Source organism: Ruegeria sp. YTSC106 (assembly GCF_059609765.1).
The window spans coordinates 319,683-335,376 of record NZ_JBXWMI010000004.1; the positions used below are offsets into that span (position 1 = coordinate 319,683).

General features: G+C 58.1%; 15 protein-coding genes. 11 read left to right on the plus strand and 4 right to left on the minus strand.

The annotated features are described in order from the left end of the window. From AC2FEB_RS08145 to selD, 7 genes are read left to right on the plus strand one after another with little or no spacing between them, the layout of a single operon-like run. Positions 1–2,871, plus strand: a complete 2,871-nt coding sequence (locus AC2FEB_RS08145) for a monovalent cation/H+ antiporter subunit A (protein ID WP_496674762.1) — start codon at positions 1–3, stop codon at positions 2,869–2,871. Next, positions 2,871–3,230 (plus strand): Na+/H+ antiporter subunit C, encoded by a 360-nt coding sequence (locus tag AC2FEB_RS08150; RefSeq protein ID WP_117869526.1) that lies wholly within the window; start codon positions 2,871–2,873, stop codon positions 3,228–3,230. Before AC2FEB_RS08145 ends, AC2FEB_RS08150 begins: the two co-directional genes overlap by 1 nt. Next, complete coding sequence (locus AC2FEB_RS08155; RefSeq protein ID WP_496674760.1) at positions 3,227–4,771, plus strand: monovalent cation/H+ antiporter subunit D; 1,545 nt, start codon at positions 3,227–3,229, stop codon at positions 4,769–4,771. The genes AC2FEB_RS08150 and AC2FEB_RS08155 overlap by 4 nt, the downstream gene beginning before the upstream one ends. Beyond that, complete coding sequence (locus tag AC2FEB_RS08160; protein WP_117869528.1) at positions 4,771–5,268, plus strand: Na+/H+ antiporter subunit E; 498 nt, start codon at positions 4,771–4,773, stop codon at positions 5,266–5,268. The genes AC2FEB_RS08155 and AC2FEB_RS08160 overlap by 1 nt, the downstream gene beginning before the upstream one ends. Next, positions 5,265–5,534: a K+/H+ antiporter subunit F gene (locus tag AC2FEB_RS08165; protein ID WP_117869529.1), complete on the plus strand. Its 270-nt coding sequence runs from the start codon at positions 5,265–5,267 to the stop codon at positions 5,532–5,534. Before AC2FEB_RS08160 ends, AC2FEB_RS08165 begins: the two co-directional genes overlap by 4 nt. 7 nt (positions 5,535–5,541) lie before the next feature. After that, on the plus strand, positions 5,542–5,928 hold the full coding sequence (locus AC2FEB_RS08170) for a Na+/H+ antiporter subunit G (protein ID WP_117869530.1): 387 nt from the start codon (positions 5,542–5,544) through the stop codon (positions 5,926–5,928). Positions 5,929–5,933: 5 nt separating this feature from the next. Next, positions 5,934–8,093 (plus strand): selenide, water dikinase SelD, encoded by a 2,160-nt coding sequence (gene selD, locus AC2FEB_RS08175; RefSeq protein WP_496674757.1) that lies wholly within the window; start codon positions 5,934–5,936, stop codon positions 8,091–8,093. Here the strand turns inward: selD and mnmH are convergent. The 3 genes from mnmH to AC2FEB_RS08190 all read right to left on the minus strand — a co-directional run bounded on the left by mnmH (position 8,084) and on the right by AC2FEB_RS08190 (position 12,112). Further along, on the minus strand, positions 8,084–9,136 hold the full coding sequence (mnmH, locus tag AC2FEB_RS08180; RefSeq protein WP_496674756.1) for a tRNA 2-selenouridine(34) synthase MnmH: 1,053 nt from the start codon (positions 9,134–9,136) through the stop codon (positions 8,084–8,086). The genes selD and mnmH overlap by 10 nt on opposite strands. A gap of 47 nt (positions 9,137–9,183) precedes the next feature. After that, entirely contained in the window at positions 9,184–9,849 is a 666-nt protein-coding gene (locus tag AC2FEB_RS08185; RefSeq protein ID WP_496674754.1) for an SOS response-associated peptidase, read from the minus strand. Between the two features lie 685 nt (positions 9,850–10,534). After that, positions 10,535–12,112 carry a bifunctional metallophosphatase/5'-nucleotidase gene (locus AC2FEB_RS08190; RefSeq protein WP_299901587.1) on the minus strand — a complete coding sequence of 526 codons (1,578 nt, stop codon included), beginning with the start codon at positions 12,110–12,112 and terminating at the stop codon, positions 10,535–10,537. Between the two features lie 107 nt (positions 12,113–12,219). On the opposite strand from AC2FEB_RS08190, the gene AC2FEB_RS08195 reads away from it, so the two are divergent. The 4 genes from AC2FEB_RS08195 to arsC are packed head-to-tail and all read left to right on the plus strand — an operon-like array spanning position 12,220 to position 14,379. Beyond that, positions 12,220–12,558, plus strand: coding sequence for a DUF952 domain-containing protein (locus tag AC2FEB_RS08195; RefSeq protein ID WP_496674752.1), 339 nt, complete (start codon positions 12,220–12,222; stop codon positions 12,556–12,558). After that, positions 12,555–12,986, plus strand: coding sequence for a DUF1330 domain-containing protein (locus tag AC2FEB_RS08200; RefSeq protein WP_496674750.1), 432 nt, complete (start codon positions 12,555–12,557; stop codon positions 12,984–12,986). The genes AC2FEB_RS08195 and AC2FEB_RS08200 overlap by 4 nt, the downstream gene beginning before the upstream one ends. Next, entirely contained in the window at positions 12,983–14,041 is a 1,059-nt protein-coding gene (locus tag AC2FEB_RS08205; protein WP_496674748.1) for a quinone-dependent dihydroorotate dehydrogenase, read from the plus strand. The genes AC2FEB_RS08200 and AC2FEB_RS08205 overlap by 4 nt, the downstream gene beginning before the upstream one ends. Continuing rightward, positions 14,038–14,379, plus strand: coding sequence for an arsenate reductase (glutaredoxin) (arsC, locus tag AC2FEB_RS08210; RefSeq protein WP_117872803.1), 342 nt, complete (start codon positions 14,038–14,040; stop codon positions 14,377–14,379). Before AC2FEB_RS08205 ends, arsC begins: the two co-directional genes overlap by 4 nt. On the opposite strand, the gene AC2FEB_RS08215 is transcribed toward arsC, so the two are convergent. After that, positions 14,376–15,692, minus strand: coding sequence for an MATE family efflux transporter (locus AC2FEB_RS08215; RefSeq protein ID WP_496674746.1), 1,317 nt, complete (start codon positions 15,690–15,692; stop codon positions 14,376–14,378). The two genes, arsC and AC2FEB_RS08215, sit on opposite strands and share 4 nt — an antisense overlap. Positions 15,693–15,694 lie beyond the last annotated feature (2 nt).

Consider the following 15,694-nt stretch of genomic DNA (forward strand, 5'->3'; position numbering starts at 1 on the left):
TTGTCCCTATTCCTTATCGCGGCCCTTCCCTTCCTTGGCGCTGTTTTTCCCGCCCTGCTGATCCGTGCAGGCCGGAACGCAGCCGCTTCCTCCGCCGGTTTGACCACGTTCCTGGCCCTGATGGGCTTGCTGATCCATATCCCCGCAGTGATGCGCGGAGAAGTCGTAACCGCCCGGTTCGACTGGATACCGGGGCTGGGTCTGAACGCGAATTTCATGCTGGACGGCTTGGGATTTTTGTTCGCGTTGCTGATCCTGGGCATAGGATTGCTGATCATCCTCTATGCAAGGTTCTATCTGTCGCGCGAAGATCCGATGGGGCAGTTCTATACCTATCTTCTGCTGTTTCAGGGCGCGATGGTCGGGATCGTCCTTTCAGACAACGTCCTACTTCTGCTTATTTTCTGGGAACTTACATCGCTCAGCTCATTCCTGCTGATCGGTTATTGGAAACACCTGCCCGAAGGCCGCCAAGGTGCGCGTATGGCACTGGCGGTCACTGGCTCTGGCGGCCTGGCGATGATTGCCGGGATGCTGATCCTTGGCAACATCGTGGGATCTTATGACCTCAGCGTCATTTTACAGAACAAAGAGCTTATTCAGGCCTCACCCTTCTATATGCCTGCGCTTGTCCTGATCCTGCTGGGCTGTTTCACCAAATCGGCACAGTTTCCGTTTCATTTCTGGCTGCCGCACGCCATGGCAGCACCGACACCGGTTTCGGCATATCTGCACTCTGCCACCATGGTGAAAGCCGGCTTGTTTCTGATGGCACGGATGTGGCCGGTTCTGGCTGGCACGGATGCTTGGTTCTATATCGTGGCCACCACGGGTCTGGTCACCATGCTGATCGGCGCGTCAATCGCGTTGTTCAAGGACGATCTCAAAGCGCTTTTGGCTTTTTCGACCGTTTCGCATCTGGGTTTGATCACCATGCTTCTGGGTTTCGGCACAAAAATTGCCGCCGTCGCTGCCGTGTTCCACATCATCAACCACGCGACGTTCAAAGCCGCCTTGTTCATGACCGCCGGGATCGTGGATCACGAGACCGGCACGCGCGATATCAAAAGGCTGGGCGGCTTGCGCCACCTGATGCCGATCACCTTCACCATTGGCACGATTGCCGCCCTCTCAATGGCCGGGCTGCCGCCCTTGAACGGGTTCCTGTCCAAAGAGATGATGCTTGAGGAGACCGTGCACACCACATGGCTGCACTCTCACTACCTGGTTCCGGGCCTGGCGTTGCTGGCTGCGTTGTTCTCTGCCGCCTATTCCTTCCGCTTTGTGAGTCATGTTTTCCTTGGTCCAGAGCGGGAAGATTATCCGGCCCATCCGCATGACCCGCCCGTTGGGTTGTGGATCGCACCGGCATTCCTGGTCATGCTTGTCATCCTGATTGGTCTTTATTCCGCTGCCATTGTCGGACCTCTGGTTGCAGTGGTGTCAAGCGCGGTGATTGGCGGTGAAAAGCTGCCCTACTATTCACTGAAACTCTGGCATGGCTTCACACCGGCCCTATACATGTCGGTTGTGGCCACGCTGGGCGGCCTGTTACTGCTGGCGCTGCACAAACGGGGTGAGCAGATCTGGAACGCACTGCCCCGCCCTGAGGCCAAGCAGATCTTCGAAGCAATCATAGACGGGCTGACAAGACTGAGCCGCTGGATCACCGATGAGATGCACAACGGCATTCTCAGCCGCTATGCAATCATCTTTGTCGCCTTTACCGTTGGCCTCGGCTATTACGCGTATTCGACCGGGACAATTGGTATTGAGACCCGCGTTCCACTGCCGGCACAGATCATTCCGATCATCGGGTGGATCTGTCTGGTTGGCGCGACGCTGGGCATCATGTGGTTCCACCGCAACCGCCTGTTGTCGCTGGTATTGATCGGAGTCGTTGGCCTGATCGTTTCGATTGCCTTCAACTATCTCTCGGCCCCGGATCTCGCCTTGACGCAAATCTCGGTCGAAGTGGTGACAATGATCCTTTTGTTGCTGTCGCTGAACTTCCTGCCGACCGAAACGCCCTGGGACAGTTCAGCGGCCCGACGCTGGCGGGACGCCGCGATATCCGTCGTCGCGGGCCTTGGCACCGGTGCGCTGATCTACGCGATGATGATGCGCGATTTCGCTTTCCCGACGATTTCAGAGTTCCATCTGGCCAATTCCTACAAAGGCGGCGGCGGCACCAATGTGGTCAATGTGATCCTTGTTGACTTCCGGGGTTTTGATACCTTTGGCGAGATCATCGTTCTGGGCATTGCCGCACTGATCATCTTTGCGCTGACGGAATCCGTTCTCGGTACAAATGTCCGCAGCTATCTGCTGAACCGCAAACCGCATTGGCCGCAATCCGGGGACTCGCATCCGCTGATGATGGTTGTGGTTACCCGCGTGATGATGCCGATCGCACTTATGGTCGGGGCGTACATCTTCTTCCGCGGGCACAACCAGCCCGGTGGCGGTTTTATCGCCGGGCTTATCGTCGCCATCGCTTACCTGATGCAGTACATGGCCAGCGGCTATACCTGGGCCATCGAGCGGCAGAGATTCTATTACCACGGCACCATCGGCTGGGGCGTTTTGATCGCCGCAGCAACCGGACTGGGTGCATGGTTCAACGATCGTCCTTTCCTGACCAGTGATTTCGGCTATCTTCACTGGCCACCGCTGGAGGAGTTCGAATGGGCCACCGCCATGCTGTTCGATACGGGTGTTTTCCTGGCAGTTCTGGGCGCGGTGATGCTGGCGCTGGACAGCTTGTCGCGACTTGCGTGGCAGCCGGGAATGGCACAGGAATTCCCGATGGATATCAACCCACTGCGGGATGATCTTCTGGAAGAAGAACAAGAGAAGGAGCAGGCCTGATGGAAGCGCTCGTAGCCTCTGCCGTCGGCATCATGACTGCCGCCGGGATATTCCTGATCCTGCGCCGTCGGACGTTCCCTGTCATTCTGGGCCTGTCTCTGATCACATACGCGGTGAACGTGTTTCTATTCGCGACCGGGCGACTTGCTTTGAACGCACCGGCAGTCCTGAACAAATACAAGGACGTCCCCTATACCGACCCACTTCCGCAGGCGCTGGTTCTGACCGCTATCGTGATTTCTTTCGGGATGACTGCCGTGATCGTGATGATCTCACTCAGCGCATACCTGTCCGCCAAAGACGACCATATCGACATGACCGCCCAGGACAGTGTTGACGCACCGGGAGATGACGCATGAACCACTGGATCGTTGCGCCGATCGTTCTGCCCGCGATTCTGGCCCCGTTCATCATCATGGTCCTGCGATACCATCTGGACCTGCAGCGCATCTTCTCGGTCGCCGGTGTTGTGGCTTTGCTTGGGATTGCGCTGACGATCACGGCTCAGGCCTCGGGCGGGGACATTCAGGTGTACGAGCTTGGCGACTGGCCCGCCCCGTTTGGCATTGTCATGGTGCTGGATCGCATGTCCGCAATGATGGTTCTGCTGACTGCCCTGCTGGCCCTGCCGATTGTGTTATATGCCATTGCCTCGGGCTGGGATGACCGGGGCAAGCATTTTCATGCGCTGTTCCATTTCCAACTCATGGGCGTTTGTGGCGCCTTCCTGACTGGCGACGCCTTCAACCTTTTCGTTTTCTTCGAGGTTCTGCTGATCGCCTCTTACGGCCTGATGACACATGGCGGTGGCGCGGTGCGGTTGAAAGCGGGTGTGCAGTATGTGGCTTACAACCTTTTGGGGTCGACCCTGTTTCTGTTTGCCCTCGGTACGATCTATGGCGTGACCGGTACGCTGAACATGGCGGACATCGCCGTGCGCGTTGCGGAAATTCCGGCCGAAGATACCGCATTGCTGCGTGTTGGCGCGGTGCTGTTGCTGTTGGTCTTCTGTATCAAGGCTGCCGTTCTGCCCCTGCACTTCTGGCTACCGGCCAGCTATGCCAACGCCCCCCTACCCGTTGCGGCCCTGTTTGCAATCATGACCAAGGTCGGTGCCTATTCGATCCTGCGGATGTACACGCTGGCCTTCGGTCCCGAAGTAGAAGCCACGCAGGGTCTGGTTGGCGAGTGGCTGCAACCTGCGGCGCTGCTAACGCTTGCGGTCGGCGTTGTCGGCATTCTGGGGTCGCAGCATATTGCCCGCATGGTTGCCTTCTGTGCCATTGCATCCATGGGCACTTTGCTGATCGCGATCGCGCAATTCACGCCCGACGCAACGGCAGCCGCCCTTTATTACGTCTTCCATTCGACCCTTGCGACGGCGTTGCTGTTCCTCGTTGCGGACCTGATCATGGAACGACAGGGAGGGACCATCGCCCCCAAACCGCCAATGCCACAAAGCGGGTTGATAGCCGCGTTGTTCTTTGTTGGCGCCATCGCCATGGCCGGTATGCCGCCACTGTCCGGCTTTGTAGGCAAACTTTTGGTTCTGGACGCTTCGCGTGATGCATCCGATGCCACCGCAGTGTGGGCAGTGATCCTGATCGGATCATTTGTCACCATCGTCGGGCTGGCCCGCGCCGGGTCGCTGATCTTCTGGAAAAGCCACGACGCTGAAGTTGTCGCAACCGAAGAAACCGTCGAAGGCGAAGAGGCGTCTGCCCCCACCGCCCCCGAACCGCAACCCGGCCTTGCCCTTTCGGCCGTGTTCGGGGCCGTGGCAGGTCTGATCCTGCTGACCCTGTTCGCAGGTCCGGCTCTGGAGTACACGAGCAAAACCGCAGAGCAGTTGTTTGCGCCTGAAAACTACATCTCTGCCGTCTTGGGAAGGGAAGAGTGATGAAACTACTGCGCCGGATTTTCCCGCACCCCCACCTGACTATTTTGCTGACGCTGGTCTGGGTACTGCTGGCGAACAAGCCTTCGTTGAACTCTCTGGTCTTTGGCCTAATTCTCGGGATCATCATTCCATTCGTCACTCAACCCTACTGGCCGGATCGTCCCAAACTTCGCAACTGGCCAATGATTGTGGAATACATGCTGGTGGTGCTTTGGGATATCGTGGTTGCGAACGTGACAGTGGCCCGGATCATCCTGTTCAAACGCAATGATAACCGCCAGCCCAACTGGATCTGCGTCCCGCTTGAACTGCGCACACCCGAAGCGATCACGGTTCTTGCGGGCACCATCACGATGACTCCGGGCACCGTCAGTTGTGATTTGTCAGCTCAGGGGCATAATCTGCTGGTGCACTGTCTTGATGCCCCCGACCCCGAGGCCGTGCGGGACCAGATCAAACAGCGCTATGAACGTCGCCTGAAGGAGATTTTCGAATGATCGACTACGCGATTTATTTTGCATTTGCCTGTTTCGGTGCGGCGATCATGATGTGTCTGTGGCGTATCATCTCCGCTGACGGGGTCGGTACTCGGGTTCTGGCCTTGGACACTATGGTGATCAACACCATCGCCCTGATGATCCTATATGGGCTGGATCAGGGGACAGAGATCTTCTTCGAAGCCGCCATGATCATTGCCATGCTCGGTTTTGTTTCCACCGTGGCCTATGCGCGCTTCATGTTGCGCGGCAACATTATCGAATGAGGGCGGGATGACATTCATCGTGGAACTGCTGATCGCCTTTTTCCTGATCGTCTCGGGTATCTTCGGCTTTGTCGGGTCTTTTGGCATGATCAAGCTGAAAGACCCGATGTCCCGCCTGCACGCGCCGACCAAGGCAACGACCTTGGGGGTGGGCGGCGTGCTTCTGGCCTCGATCGTGCATTCTGTTCTTCTGGAAGGAAAGCTGTCCCTGCACGAACTGCTGATCACTCTGTTCTTGTTCCTGACCGCTCCGATCACGGCCCTGTTCATTGCAAAATGGCACATACACCGTCATGAAAACCCAGAAGACCTGCCGGATGCCGGCGAGGATGAGCTTTGGGCCACCCACGCCGTCGAGCAGGTCGAGGACGTCCCGGACCATAGCGCGAATTGAAACCTATGCACATTCCTCCTCTGCCCCTGACCCGCGATCTGGTTCTTGTTGGCGGAGGTCACACCCACGCGCTGCTGCTGCGCAAATGGGGGATGAACCCATTGCCCGGGGCGCGGGTGACAGTGATCAACCCCGGCCCAACGGCCCCTTATTCCGGAATGTTGCCAGGATATATCGCCGGACACTATGACCGGTGGAAGCTGGACATCGATCTGGTCAAACTGGCGCGTTTTGCAGGCGCGCGGGTCATTCTGGGCTCGGTCGACGGACTCGATACCGATCGTCAGGAAATACATGTTCCCGGGCATCCTCCGGTTGGTTTCGACGTGGCTTCGGTCAATGTTGGCATTTCGTCGGACATGCCCGCAATGCCCGGCTTTTCGGAACATGCGGTACCGGCCAAACCACTGGGGCCATTCGCGGCAAAGTGGGCTGCTTATCTGGAAGGCAGCGGCGCTGCCTCGGTCGCCGTAATCGGCGGTGGAGTCGCCGGGGTTGAACTGGTCATGGCGATGGCTCACGCGCTAAAGGCAAAAAGTCGGACAGCACAGGTTACACTGATCGACAATGCCTTTGCCCTGACGGCCACCAAACCCAAAGCGGCAGCGACGATCCGGCAAGCCATGCAGGATCTTGGTGTGGAAGTGATCGAAAACGCAGCAATCAGCCGGATCGCTTCGGATCACGTCGCATTGCAAGATGGGCGCACAATTCCCGCCAATTTCGTGACAGGTGCGGCCGGAGCCCGCCCGTATGACTGGATCGAAAAGACCAGGCTGGACCTTGAGGATGGCTTCATCCGGGTGAACAGCTACCTCCAATCCAGCGATCCAGTGGTTTTTGCCGCCGGTGATTGCGCCCATCTGGTGGACAATCCCAGACCCAAGGCCGGGGTTTATGCAGTGCGCGAAGCACCGATTCTGTTCGACAATCTGCGCGCGGCGCTGGGGGCTGGACGGATGCGCAAATATGTCCCGCAGAAGGACTACCTGAAACTGATTTCACTAGGCGACAAATCGGCGTTGGGTGAGCGGTTGGGAGCATCCTTCAGCGGAACGATGATGTGGACATGGAAGAACCACATCGACCAGACCTTCATGAACAAGTTCCGGGACCTGCCGCAGATGAGGCCCCCTGCGCTGCCTCGCGAAACTGCGGCCGGACTTGTTGAGGGGCTGGGTGAAAAACCGATGTGTGGCGGATGCGGTGCCAAGGTCGGGCGGGGTGCATTGCACATTGCGCTGAAATCGCAACCCGCTCCCATTCGCCCGGACATCACCCCCTTGCCCGGCGATGACGCGGCTCTGCTTCAGACGGGCGGAGTTCAGCAGGTCATGACGTCCGATCACCTGCGGGCTTTCACCAAAGATCCTGCGCTTATGACCCGTATCGCGGCTGTTCACGCCTTAGGCGATATTTGGGCCATGGGGGCCACGCCTCAGGCAGCCACGGCAACCATCATCTTGCCACGCATGTCTTCTGCCCTGCAAAGCCGTACCATGTCGGAAATCATGTCAATCGCAGGAGCCGTCATGCGGGACGCCGGTGCCGAGATTGTGGGCGGGCACAGCTCCATGGGTGACGAGATGACGATTGGCTTCACACTGACCGGGTTGTGCGAAACCGCCCCGATCACACTGGCGGGCGGGCAACCGGGCGATTGTCTGATCCTGACCAAACCCATAGGAAGCGGTGTTCTTATGGCGGCCGAGATGGCCGGCCAGGCCAACGGTGCCTGGGTCGCCGCAGCCTACCAGCACATGGTGCAGCCGCAGGGCAAGGCGGCCCGCATATTGGCCGGGGCCCATGCGATGACCGACGTGACCGGGTTTGGTCTGGCCGGACACCTGCAAGGCATCTGCGACGCTTCCGGATGCGGGGCCATGATGGATCTGGGTGCTGTGGACGTGATGGAAGGCGCGCAGGAGCTGACGGACCAGGGTGTTCGGTCAACCCTATTTGCAGACAACCGGGCAATAGCACCTGACCTGCCCACCGAGGGCAAAGCCGCCTTGATGTTCGACCCGCAGACAGCAGGCGGCCTGCTGGCCGCGGTCGCGGCGAAGGATGCCGATACCGTCCTGGAAGACCTCAAGAACGATGGGTATCCAGCCATGGCAATCGGCGAACTCACCGAAGCGCCGGGGCTGCGTCTTCAAAGCTGATCCAGCAGGCTTTCGATCCGGGTCGCTGCCTCGCTCAGGCCGGCGTCGTTCAGAACAGCGATCTCAATATCGGCCAGTTCCGCAACAGAACGGGACCGCCGCGACTTTGCGTATGCCGGGTCATAATGCTGCTCCATCAGGGCCTGAGTAAGCATCTGTTTTTGACCTGCATTGATCAGCTGCATCCAACCATCAACAACCTCGTGCCCACGATGAGACCGCAGCGGCGACAGCCGTTCTCGCAACCGGTCGCTGTCTGACAGGATGTCATCATAGGCTTGAACCAGATAGGCGGCACGCGCTTCGAGTGGCGCCGTGATGTTCACCCTCGGGGCTGCACATAAAGCGTTCCACAGGCTGGGTGGCAATATCAGGCTCCCAATCCTGGAAGATTCCGCTTCGACCACAACCGGGTGCGCCGAGTCCATCGAACAAAGCGCTCCCGACAAAGCTGATTCAAAGGCTTTCTGGCTGGGCTGCCCGCCCGGTCTTTCCCCCAATAATGATCCTCGATGATTGGCCAGTGCTTCGAGGTCCAGAACCTGCACTCCACGTGCGCGCAACAGGGCCAACAATTCTGTCTTGGCCGTTCCGGTATAGCCATCCAGCGCCACCAGCCGATGCGGCAACGGATCATCATACAAATACGCATTCACCAACCTGCGGTAGGTGCGATAGCCGCCCTCAATCACTTCCGCCCGCCAGCCGATTTGTTGCAGCATCCAGGTGAACGACCCGGAACGCTGTCCGCCACGCCAGCAATAGACCAAGGGGCGCCAGCTGCCTTCGTGATGGCTTAGATGCCGCTCAATGTGGTTGGCCGCGTTGCGGAACACCAAAGCAGCCCCAAGTTTACGCGCCAGAAACGGGCTCTCTTGTACATACATGGTTCCGACACGGGCGCGTTCCTCGTTATTCAGAACTGGCAGATTGATCGCACCTGGCAGATGATCTTCAGCGAACTCGGCAGGGCTGCGCACATCAATGACTGTGTCATAGTCATGCGCGTAAAGCTGTGTCAGATCAGGAAAGTTCAGAGCCATGCCGAAGGTCTAGCTTGCCGCGTTTCCAAAGGAAAGGTCATGCGCCCTCACGCGTCGAAAGGCTCAATAAGATCAGGCCCGCTGGCCCGGTTTGAGTTGACGGCCGGACCGACGCGATGAAAAGCCAGCACATCCCTTTCCCCCGGCTGCATCAGACGTGCGGCCCCCTTTCCAGCTTCACCCAGCCATAATGGCCAGTGTGGGGGCTCAAGGATCAGGGGCATCCGATGGTGGATCGTGCTGAGGTTTTCGTTAGCCGCCGTTGTCACGATGGCACAGGTGCCCTGACGGTTTTCATCCACCCCCCAGTCCTGCCAGATCCCTGCAAAGGCAATCGGGGTGCCATCCCTGCGATGGATATACCAAGGCAAGCGCGTTCCCTCGTCCGTCTTGGTCCATTCGTAAAACCCTGTTGCGACAATCAGACAGCGGCGTGATCGGCAGGCATCGCGAAAGGCGGGCTTTTCCGCCAAAGTCTCGGCACGTGCGTTGATCAGCAACGGCCCGGCAGTTTCCGTCTTGTACCAATGTGGCAGAAACCCCCAGCGCAGCGCATCCAGATGACGGCCTGATTCACCGCGCCGCACCACATGCACCTGATTTGTCGGACACACGTTGAAGTTCGGGACGGTTGGCAACGCATTAGCCGGGCGCGCGGAAAACAGCTGCGCCATCGCGTCATTGGGAAGAGTTATTGCAAACCGTCCGCACATGGAAATGGACCACCGTTACAATCCTGGTTCTGACACAGGATCTTACTGGGTCGCATGGAAAACCAGAAAACGCGATCCCACAAGAGCAAAGCGGTGGCCTTTGGGGAGGCTGGCAAGCGTCCACAGGCACTGAAAAGACCCCGCGGGAACTCAAAAATTTCCCGAAGGCCTCGGATTATCAAACCTTTTCCGGCTTCGTTTTGACCGAGGTGAGGCAGTAAGGAAAGCCTTGTCCACATTTCGTTGAAGCTTCGTGGACAAAGCCCGATGATCCGCTGCTTGCCCAGAAATTGGCGAGCGCGCTGATACACACGGGTCAGGTAACGCGTGATTTGGCTAATACCCGAAAAGTAAATAACAATTCCCAGTCCACCGGCACCTTGTACGGGTCATAGTCGAGAGTAGGCCTGAGGAGAAAACTGGAGTCAATTGCCCGGTTCACCGCCCACAAACTGGCCTCAAACCCCAACAACCCGAAAATGCCTGCAAAACGTGCAAAGGCTTACTGTCTCTAGGGGTTCGCCCAAGTCAATTAGGGGCTGGCGCGAGGTCGCGGATCAGATCAAACCGATGCTTGACGGCTTGGGCCCGGAACTCTGGCCGGAATACGACTTCAGCTGATCCGTTAGGAAACAAAAAAAGCCGCACCATAGCGATGCGGCTTTTGTTAATCCTGAAAGCAGAGTCACTTCTGCTTGATGCGCCCATCAACATAAGACTGATACGGAGCATTTGCCGCCAGATATTCGGCAGTTACATCCGCAAGGTCCGGACCGAAGTCATAGGCGTTCTTGTCGTCACCCTCGAACATCGCGTACCCATCACCACCGTTGCGGACGTAGTTATTGGTTACGACCAGGTAGGTTTTATTCGGGTCAATCGGAACAAAACCGTCGCCCTCGGCGACCATCACATCAATGATACGCCCTTCGTTCGGCGCAACACTGGGGTCCCAGGTAAAGCGCAGGCCGGCGACCTGAGGAAAACGCCCCTTCACGTCTTCCACCTGACTGACACCATTTTCAAGCGCGTCGATCACGGTCTGTCCGGTAATCTCAAAAGTTGACAGGGTGTTCTGGAACGGCAACACGGTCAGCACTTCGCCCATGGTCACATCTCCGGGATCGATAGACGCCCTCAAACCACCCGAGTTTGCAATGGCAATCTGTACACCCTGATCGGCAACCCGCGCCAGCATCGCATCAGCAACAAGATTGCCCATCTGGCATTCCTGCACACGACACACAGCGCGATCGCCTTCGATGGCTTCAGCTGTGCTTGCAACAACCTTGTTTCGGATTTCATCCAGAGGCACCGCCAGTTCCGCGATCCGGTCCAATGCGGCCTGATCCTCGGTCACAGTGTTGTCCATGATCAAAGGTTCACCAACAGCTTCGACCACATTGCCGTCATCATCAAACGTGACGTTCAATTCGCCCAGAAATTTGCCGTAGGCATATGCCTGAACGATCTGCACACCGTTGACCACCGTAGGATACGGACCAACAGCCTTGTCTGACGCATTCGAAAGATAGGTATTCGAATGGCCGCCGACGATTACATCGACCCCGCTTGTCTCTGCCGCGACACGCTGGTCGACGCCATAGCCTGAATGGCTGAGCACGATGATCTTGTTGACACCTTCGCCCGTCAGCCTGTCGACCTCGGCCTGCACCGCCGGTACCGGGTCTGAAAAGGTCACGTTGGGACCGGGCGACGCAAGTTCATGCGTATCGATCGGCGTAAGCCCGATCAGGCCAATCTGTTCGCCACCCACCTCGATCACAGTAGATTTCTTGATGTGGTCGGTCAGAAGTTCTTCGTCGCGAATATCGGCATTGGACATCAAGACCGGGAAATCGACCGAGTCAATAAAGCCACGCAACACTTCCGGGCCATCGTCAAACTCGTGATTGCCCACGGTCATGGCGTCATAGCCCAGCTTGTTCATGAACTCGGCAGCGACTTTTCCCTTGTAGTACGTGTAGAAAAGAGACCCCTGAAACTGATCACCACCGTCCACCAGAATCGAATTGTCGGCACGTTCACGTGCTTCGTCTATGGCAGTGACCAGACGCGCCGATCCACCAAAGCACTTTCCTTCGGCATTGTCTTCTGCGTCGCATCCGCTGTCGTATTTATTGATCGGCTCGAAACGCGAATGAAAATCGTTGGTGTGCAATATTGTCAACTTGTAGTCGGCTGCCGCAACACCAGCGGTCAGGCCCAGAACCGCAACTGAAGTCAAAATTCGGGTCTGCATCATGGTACTCCCAGTTGTTATTTGTGGTGATCGTGCGCGCATGACGACAGAGAGTCAAAGAAGAAATCCGACTTGATTCCATCTTCGGCGCGGGGCATCAGGTCCGTATGCTGATTTACAAGATTTTCCGAGCCGAAGAGTGGGCCGCCTTGCAAAACCAGGGTGCCTCAGACGGCGCACCGATTGATGTCGCTGACGGGTTTGTCCACTTTTCCACCGCTGAACAAGCCGCTGAAACCGCAGCCAAGCATTTTGCCGGTGTCGATGGGCTGACTATATTGGCCTGTGACGCAGATGCGATGGGCGACGACCTGAAATGGGAGGTCTCGCGCGGCGGTGCCCTGTTCCCGCATCTCTATCGCCAGATCCGGATGAGAGATGTTGTCTGGTCACGCCCTCTGCCTTTTGACGGCACCGCGCACCAGTTCCCAGAGGACATTTCATGACATCCTATATCGACCCGGACCGCGACCAGTTCGAGGCCTTCAAGGCATTGGATCGAGACCGCCCGATCGAAATGCTCAATCTGGTGAAGTTTCGGGCCAAGGCGCAGTACCCAACCGCCCATGAACTGGCGAATGCCGGGCTGACCGGAGCGCAAGCCTATCAGAACTACGGGGCTGAAACCGCTCCGATCATTGAACGTATCGGGGCGAGCATCCTCTGGCGTGGGGTGTTTGAATCAACCCTCATCGGGCCATCGGATGAAACATGGGATGCCGTCTTTGTTGCGCGCTACCCGACTACACATGCGTTTCTTGAAATGGTAACGGACCCGGTCTATCGGGCGGCCGTAATCCATCGTCAGGCTGCGGTGGAAACGTCGCGCCTGATCCGATGCGGTTCAGGTGAAGCCGGGACGGCGTTCGGATGAAACTGACAGAAAAACTGGGGCTGGCCGCCCTGCACCGCATGGACCCCGAGACCGCCCACGGGATGTCGATCAAGGCATTGAAGTCCGGACTCGCACCCGCGCCAGGGCCAGTGACAACACCGCGCCTGAAAACCGTCGTTGCCGGGCTGGCCCTGCCGAACCCGGTTGGGCTGGCCGCCGGGTTCGACAAAAATGGCGAGGTTTTGACCCCGCTGTCCCGCGCCGGGTTCGGTTTTGTCGAAGTCGGGGCGGTCACGCCGCGTCCGCAGCCGGGGAACCCCAAACCCCGCCTGTTTCGACTGACCGAGGACAGGGCAGCCATCAACCGCTTTGGCTTCAACAATGAAGGCATGAAGGTGATGGCCAAACGGCTGGCAAACCGCCCCAAAGACGCGGTCATCGGCCTGAATCTTGGGGCCAACAAGGACAGCGAAGACCGTGCCGGCGATTTTGTCAAAGTGCTGGCCCATTGTGCCAAACATCTGGATTTTGCAACCGTCAACGTGTCATCCCCGAATACGGAAAAGCTGCGGGATTTGCAGGGCAAAGCCGCACTCACCGCATTGTTGAGCGGTGTGATCGAGACGCGTGATGCGCTGCCGCGCCCGCTGCCGATCTTCCTGAAAATTGCACCGGATCTCACCGAGGCGGAATTGCAGGACATCGCCGAGGTCGCCCGCGAAACCCGGGTGGACGCTGTGATCGCCACCAACACCACCCTGTCCCGCGACGGTTTGCGCAGCGTCCACAAAGACGAAACCGGTGGTTTGTCGGGCGCCCCGCTGTTTGAAAAATCCACCCGCGTACTGGCTCGGCTGAGCAAATTGACGGGCAGGGATATCCCCCTGATAGGCGTTGGCGGCATCAGCAATGCCGAGCAGGCCTATGCCAAGATCTGTGCCGGGGCATCGGCTGTGCAGTTCTATACTGCGATGGTGTATGGCGGCATTTCCCTGGCGGCTGACATCGCTGAAGGGCTGGATGACTTGCTGGCTCGTGACGGTTTTGACGCCGTATCGCAAGCTGTCGGCAGTAAACGAGAGGATTGGCTGTGATCGAATACTGGCACAACCCCCGCTGTTCCAAATCCCGCGCCGGACTGGCACTGTTGGAAGAAAACGGTGCGCAGATTACCGTTCGAAAGTACCTGGAAGACGCGCCTTCAATCGACGAACTTCGCGCCGCACAATCCGCCCTAGGGCTGTCACCCATCGAAATGATACGCAGAGGCGAAAAACGGTTCAAGGAATTGGGGCTGAGCAAAACCTCGCCCGACGAAGACCTGATCCGTGCCATGGCCGAAAACCCGATCCTGATCGAGCGGCCTCTTGCAATTGCCGGAGACAAAGCCGCCATCGGACGTCCACCAGAGAACCTTTTGACGCTGCTCTAGGACACCTGTGCCTCAAGCTTGGGATAGCGCCAGCCCATTGTCACCCCACGTGCAATATTGAGCACCATCAACGCGGCCCACAGGCCGTGATTGCCGAAACTCGGCACCAGTATGAAAAGTGCGACCACATAGATCGCCACTGACTGAATCATCGCATTGCGCATGGCGCGGGTCCAGGTGGCACCGATGTAGATACCGTCGAACATCCAGCTTGCCACTCCGATCACCGGAGCAATCGCTGCCCAGAAGAGAAACTCACGCCCGGCCTCGCGTACCTGCTGTGAGGTTGACATCAGGTCGATCAGCGCCGGGCCGGCTAAGAAGAAAAACGCTCCCAGCAACAGCGCGCCCCCAACACCCCATTGTGAGGCCATGACAGAAGCGCGACGCACCTGATACCTGTCTCTGGCCCCGACTGCGCCTCCGACCAGCGCTTCCGCGGAAAAGGCAAACCCATCAAGCGCAAAGGCCGTGATTTCAAGAAATTGAAGCAAGACCTGATTGGCGGCCAGATTCACGTCACCCAGATCCGAGCCAACAAAAAGGAATGTGGTGAACGATCCGGTCAACAGAACGGAACGCAGCATGATATCACCGTTGACCTGCAACATGCGCCGCAGCCGGGCAGCATCGAAAACCCGCGCCCAATCGCGCCAGATTCCGTCCGCGAACCCATCCCGGCAAAGCCATAACCCCAATGCCAATCCTGTCCATTCTGCAATCAGGGTGGCAATGGCTACTCCCTCGACCCCCCAGCCAAGTCCAAGAACGAACCACAGGTCGAGAACGATATTCAACCCATTCATCCAGACCTGAAGGACGAACACGCCGCGCGTACGCTCGACGGCAATCAGCCAGCCGGTAACAGCATATAATGCAATGGTGGCAGGTGCCCCCCAGATGCGAATCTCCAGATAGGATCGGGTCAGGGCTTCGACTTCGGGGCTTGCCGGGGAAAGCGCGAAGGCACCCGCAAAAACAGCCACTTGCGCAAGGATGAAGAACAGCCCTGCCGCGCCACCCAGCATCAGGCCGCGCATCAGCAACGCCCGGGTTTCAACAATGTCACCTGCCCCGCGTGCCTGCGCCGCCATCCCGGTGGTTCCCATCCGCAGGAAACCGAAGATCCAATAGACAGTGGACAGAATCACAGCGCCGATGCCGACCGCCCCGATTGGGGCCGCCTCGCCCATCTGACCGACTACGCCCGTATCCACCGCACCAAGTATGGGAACAGTGGCATTCGACAGGACGATCGGCACCGCGATCTTCAACACCCGTCTATGTGTGATGGGCGCCGAGGCGTCCTGCATGG

Excerpts from the sequence above, each read along its gene's own strand:
- AC2FEB_RS08205 (WP_496674748.1), top strand. The coding sequence starts at position 12,983 with ATGAAACTGACAGAAAAACTGGGGCTGGCCGCCCTGCACCGCATGGAC.
- AC2FEB_RS08160 (WP_117869528.1), top strand. The coding sequence starts at position 4,771 with ATGAAACTACTGCGCCGGATTTTCCCGCACCCCCACCTGACTATTTTG.
- AC2FEB_RS08165 (WP_117869529.1), top strand. The coding sequence starts at position 5,265 with ATGATCGACTACGCGATTTATTTTGCATTTGCCTGTTTCGGTGCGGCG.
- AC2FEB_RS08170 (WP_117869530.1), top strand. The coding sequence starts at position 5,542 with ATGACATTCATCGTGGAACTGCTGATCGCCTTTTTCCTGATCGTCTCG.
- AC2FEB_RS08195 (WP_496674752.1), top strand. The coding sequence starts at position 12,220 with ATGCTGATTTACAAGATTTTCCGAGCCGAAGAGTGGGCCGCCTTGCAA.
- AC2FEB_RS08215 (WP_496674746.1), bottom strand. The coding sequence starts at position 15,692 with ATGCAGGACGCCTCGGCGCCCATCACACATAGACGGGTGTTGAAGATC.
- mnmH (WP_496674756.1), bottom strand. The coding sequence starts at position 9,136 with ATGGCTCTGAACTTTCCTGATCTGACACAGCTTTACGCGCATGACTAT.
- AC2FEB_RS08185 (WP_496674754.1), bottom strand. The coding sequence starts at position 9,849 with ATGTGCGGACGGTTTGCAATAACTCTTCCCAATGACGCGATGGCGCAG.
- AC2FEB_RS08190 (WP_299901587.1), bottom strand. The coding sequence starts at position 12,112 with ATGCAGACCCGAATTTTGACTTCAGTTGCGGTTCTGGGCCTGACCGCT.
- selD (WP_496674757.1), top strand. The coding sequence starts at position 5,934 with ATGCACATTCCTCCTCTGCCCCTGACCCGCGATCTGGTTCTTGTTGGC.
- AC2FEB_RS08155 (WP_496674760.1), top strand. The coding sequence starts at position 3,227 with ATGAACCACTGGATCGTTGCGCCGATCGTTCTGCCCGCGATTCTGGCC.
- AC2FEB_RS08200 (WP_496674750.1), top strand. The coding sequence starts at position 12,555 with ATGACATCCTATATCGACCCGGACCGCGACCAGTTCGAGGCCTTCAAG.
- AC2FEB_RS08150 (WP_117869526.1), top strand. The coding sequence starts at position 2,871 with ATGGAAGCGCTCGTAGCCTCTGCCGTCGGCATCATGACTGCCGCCGGG.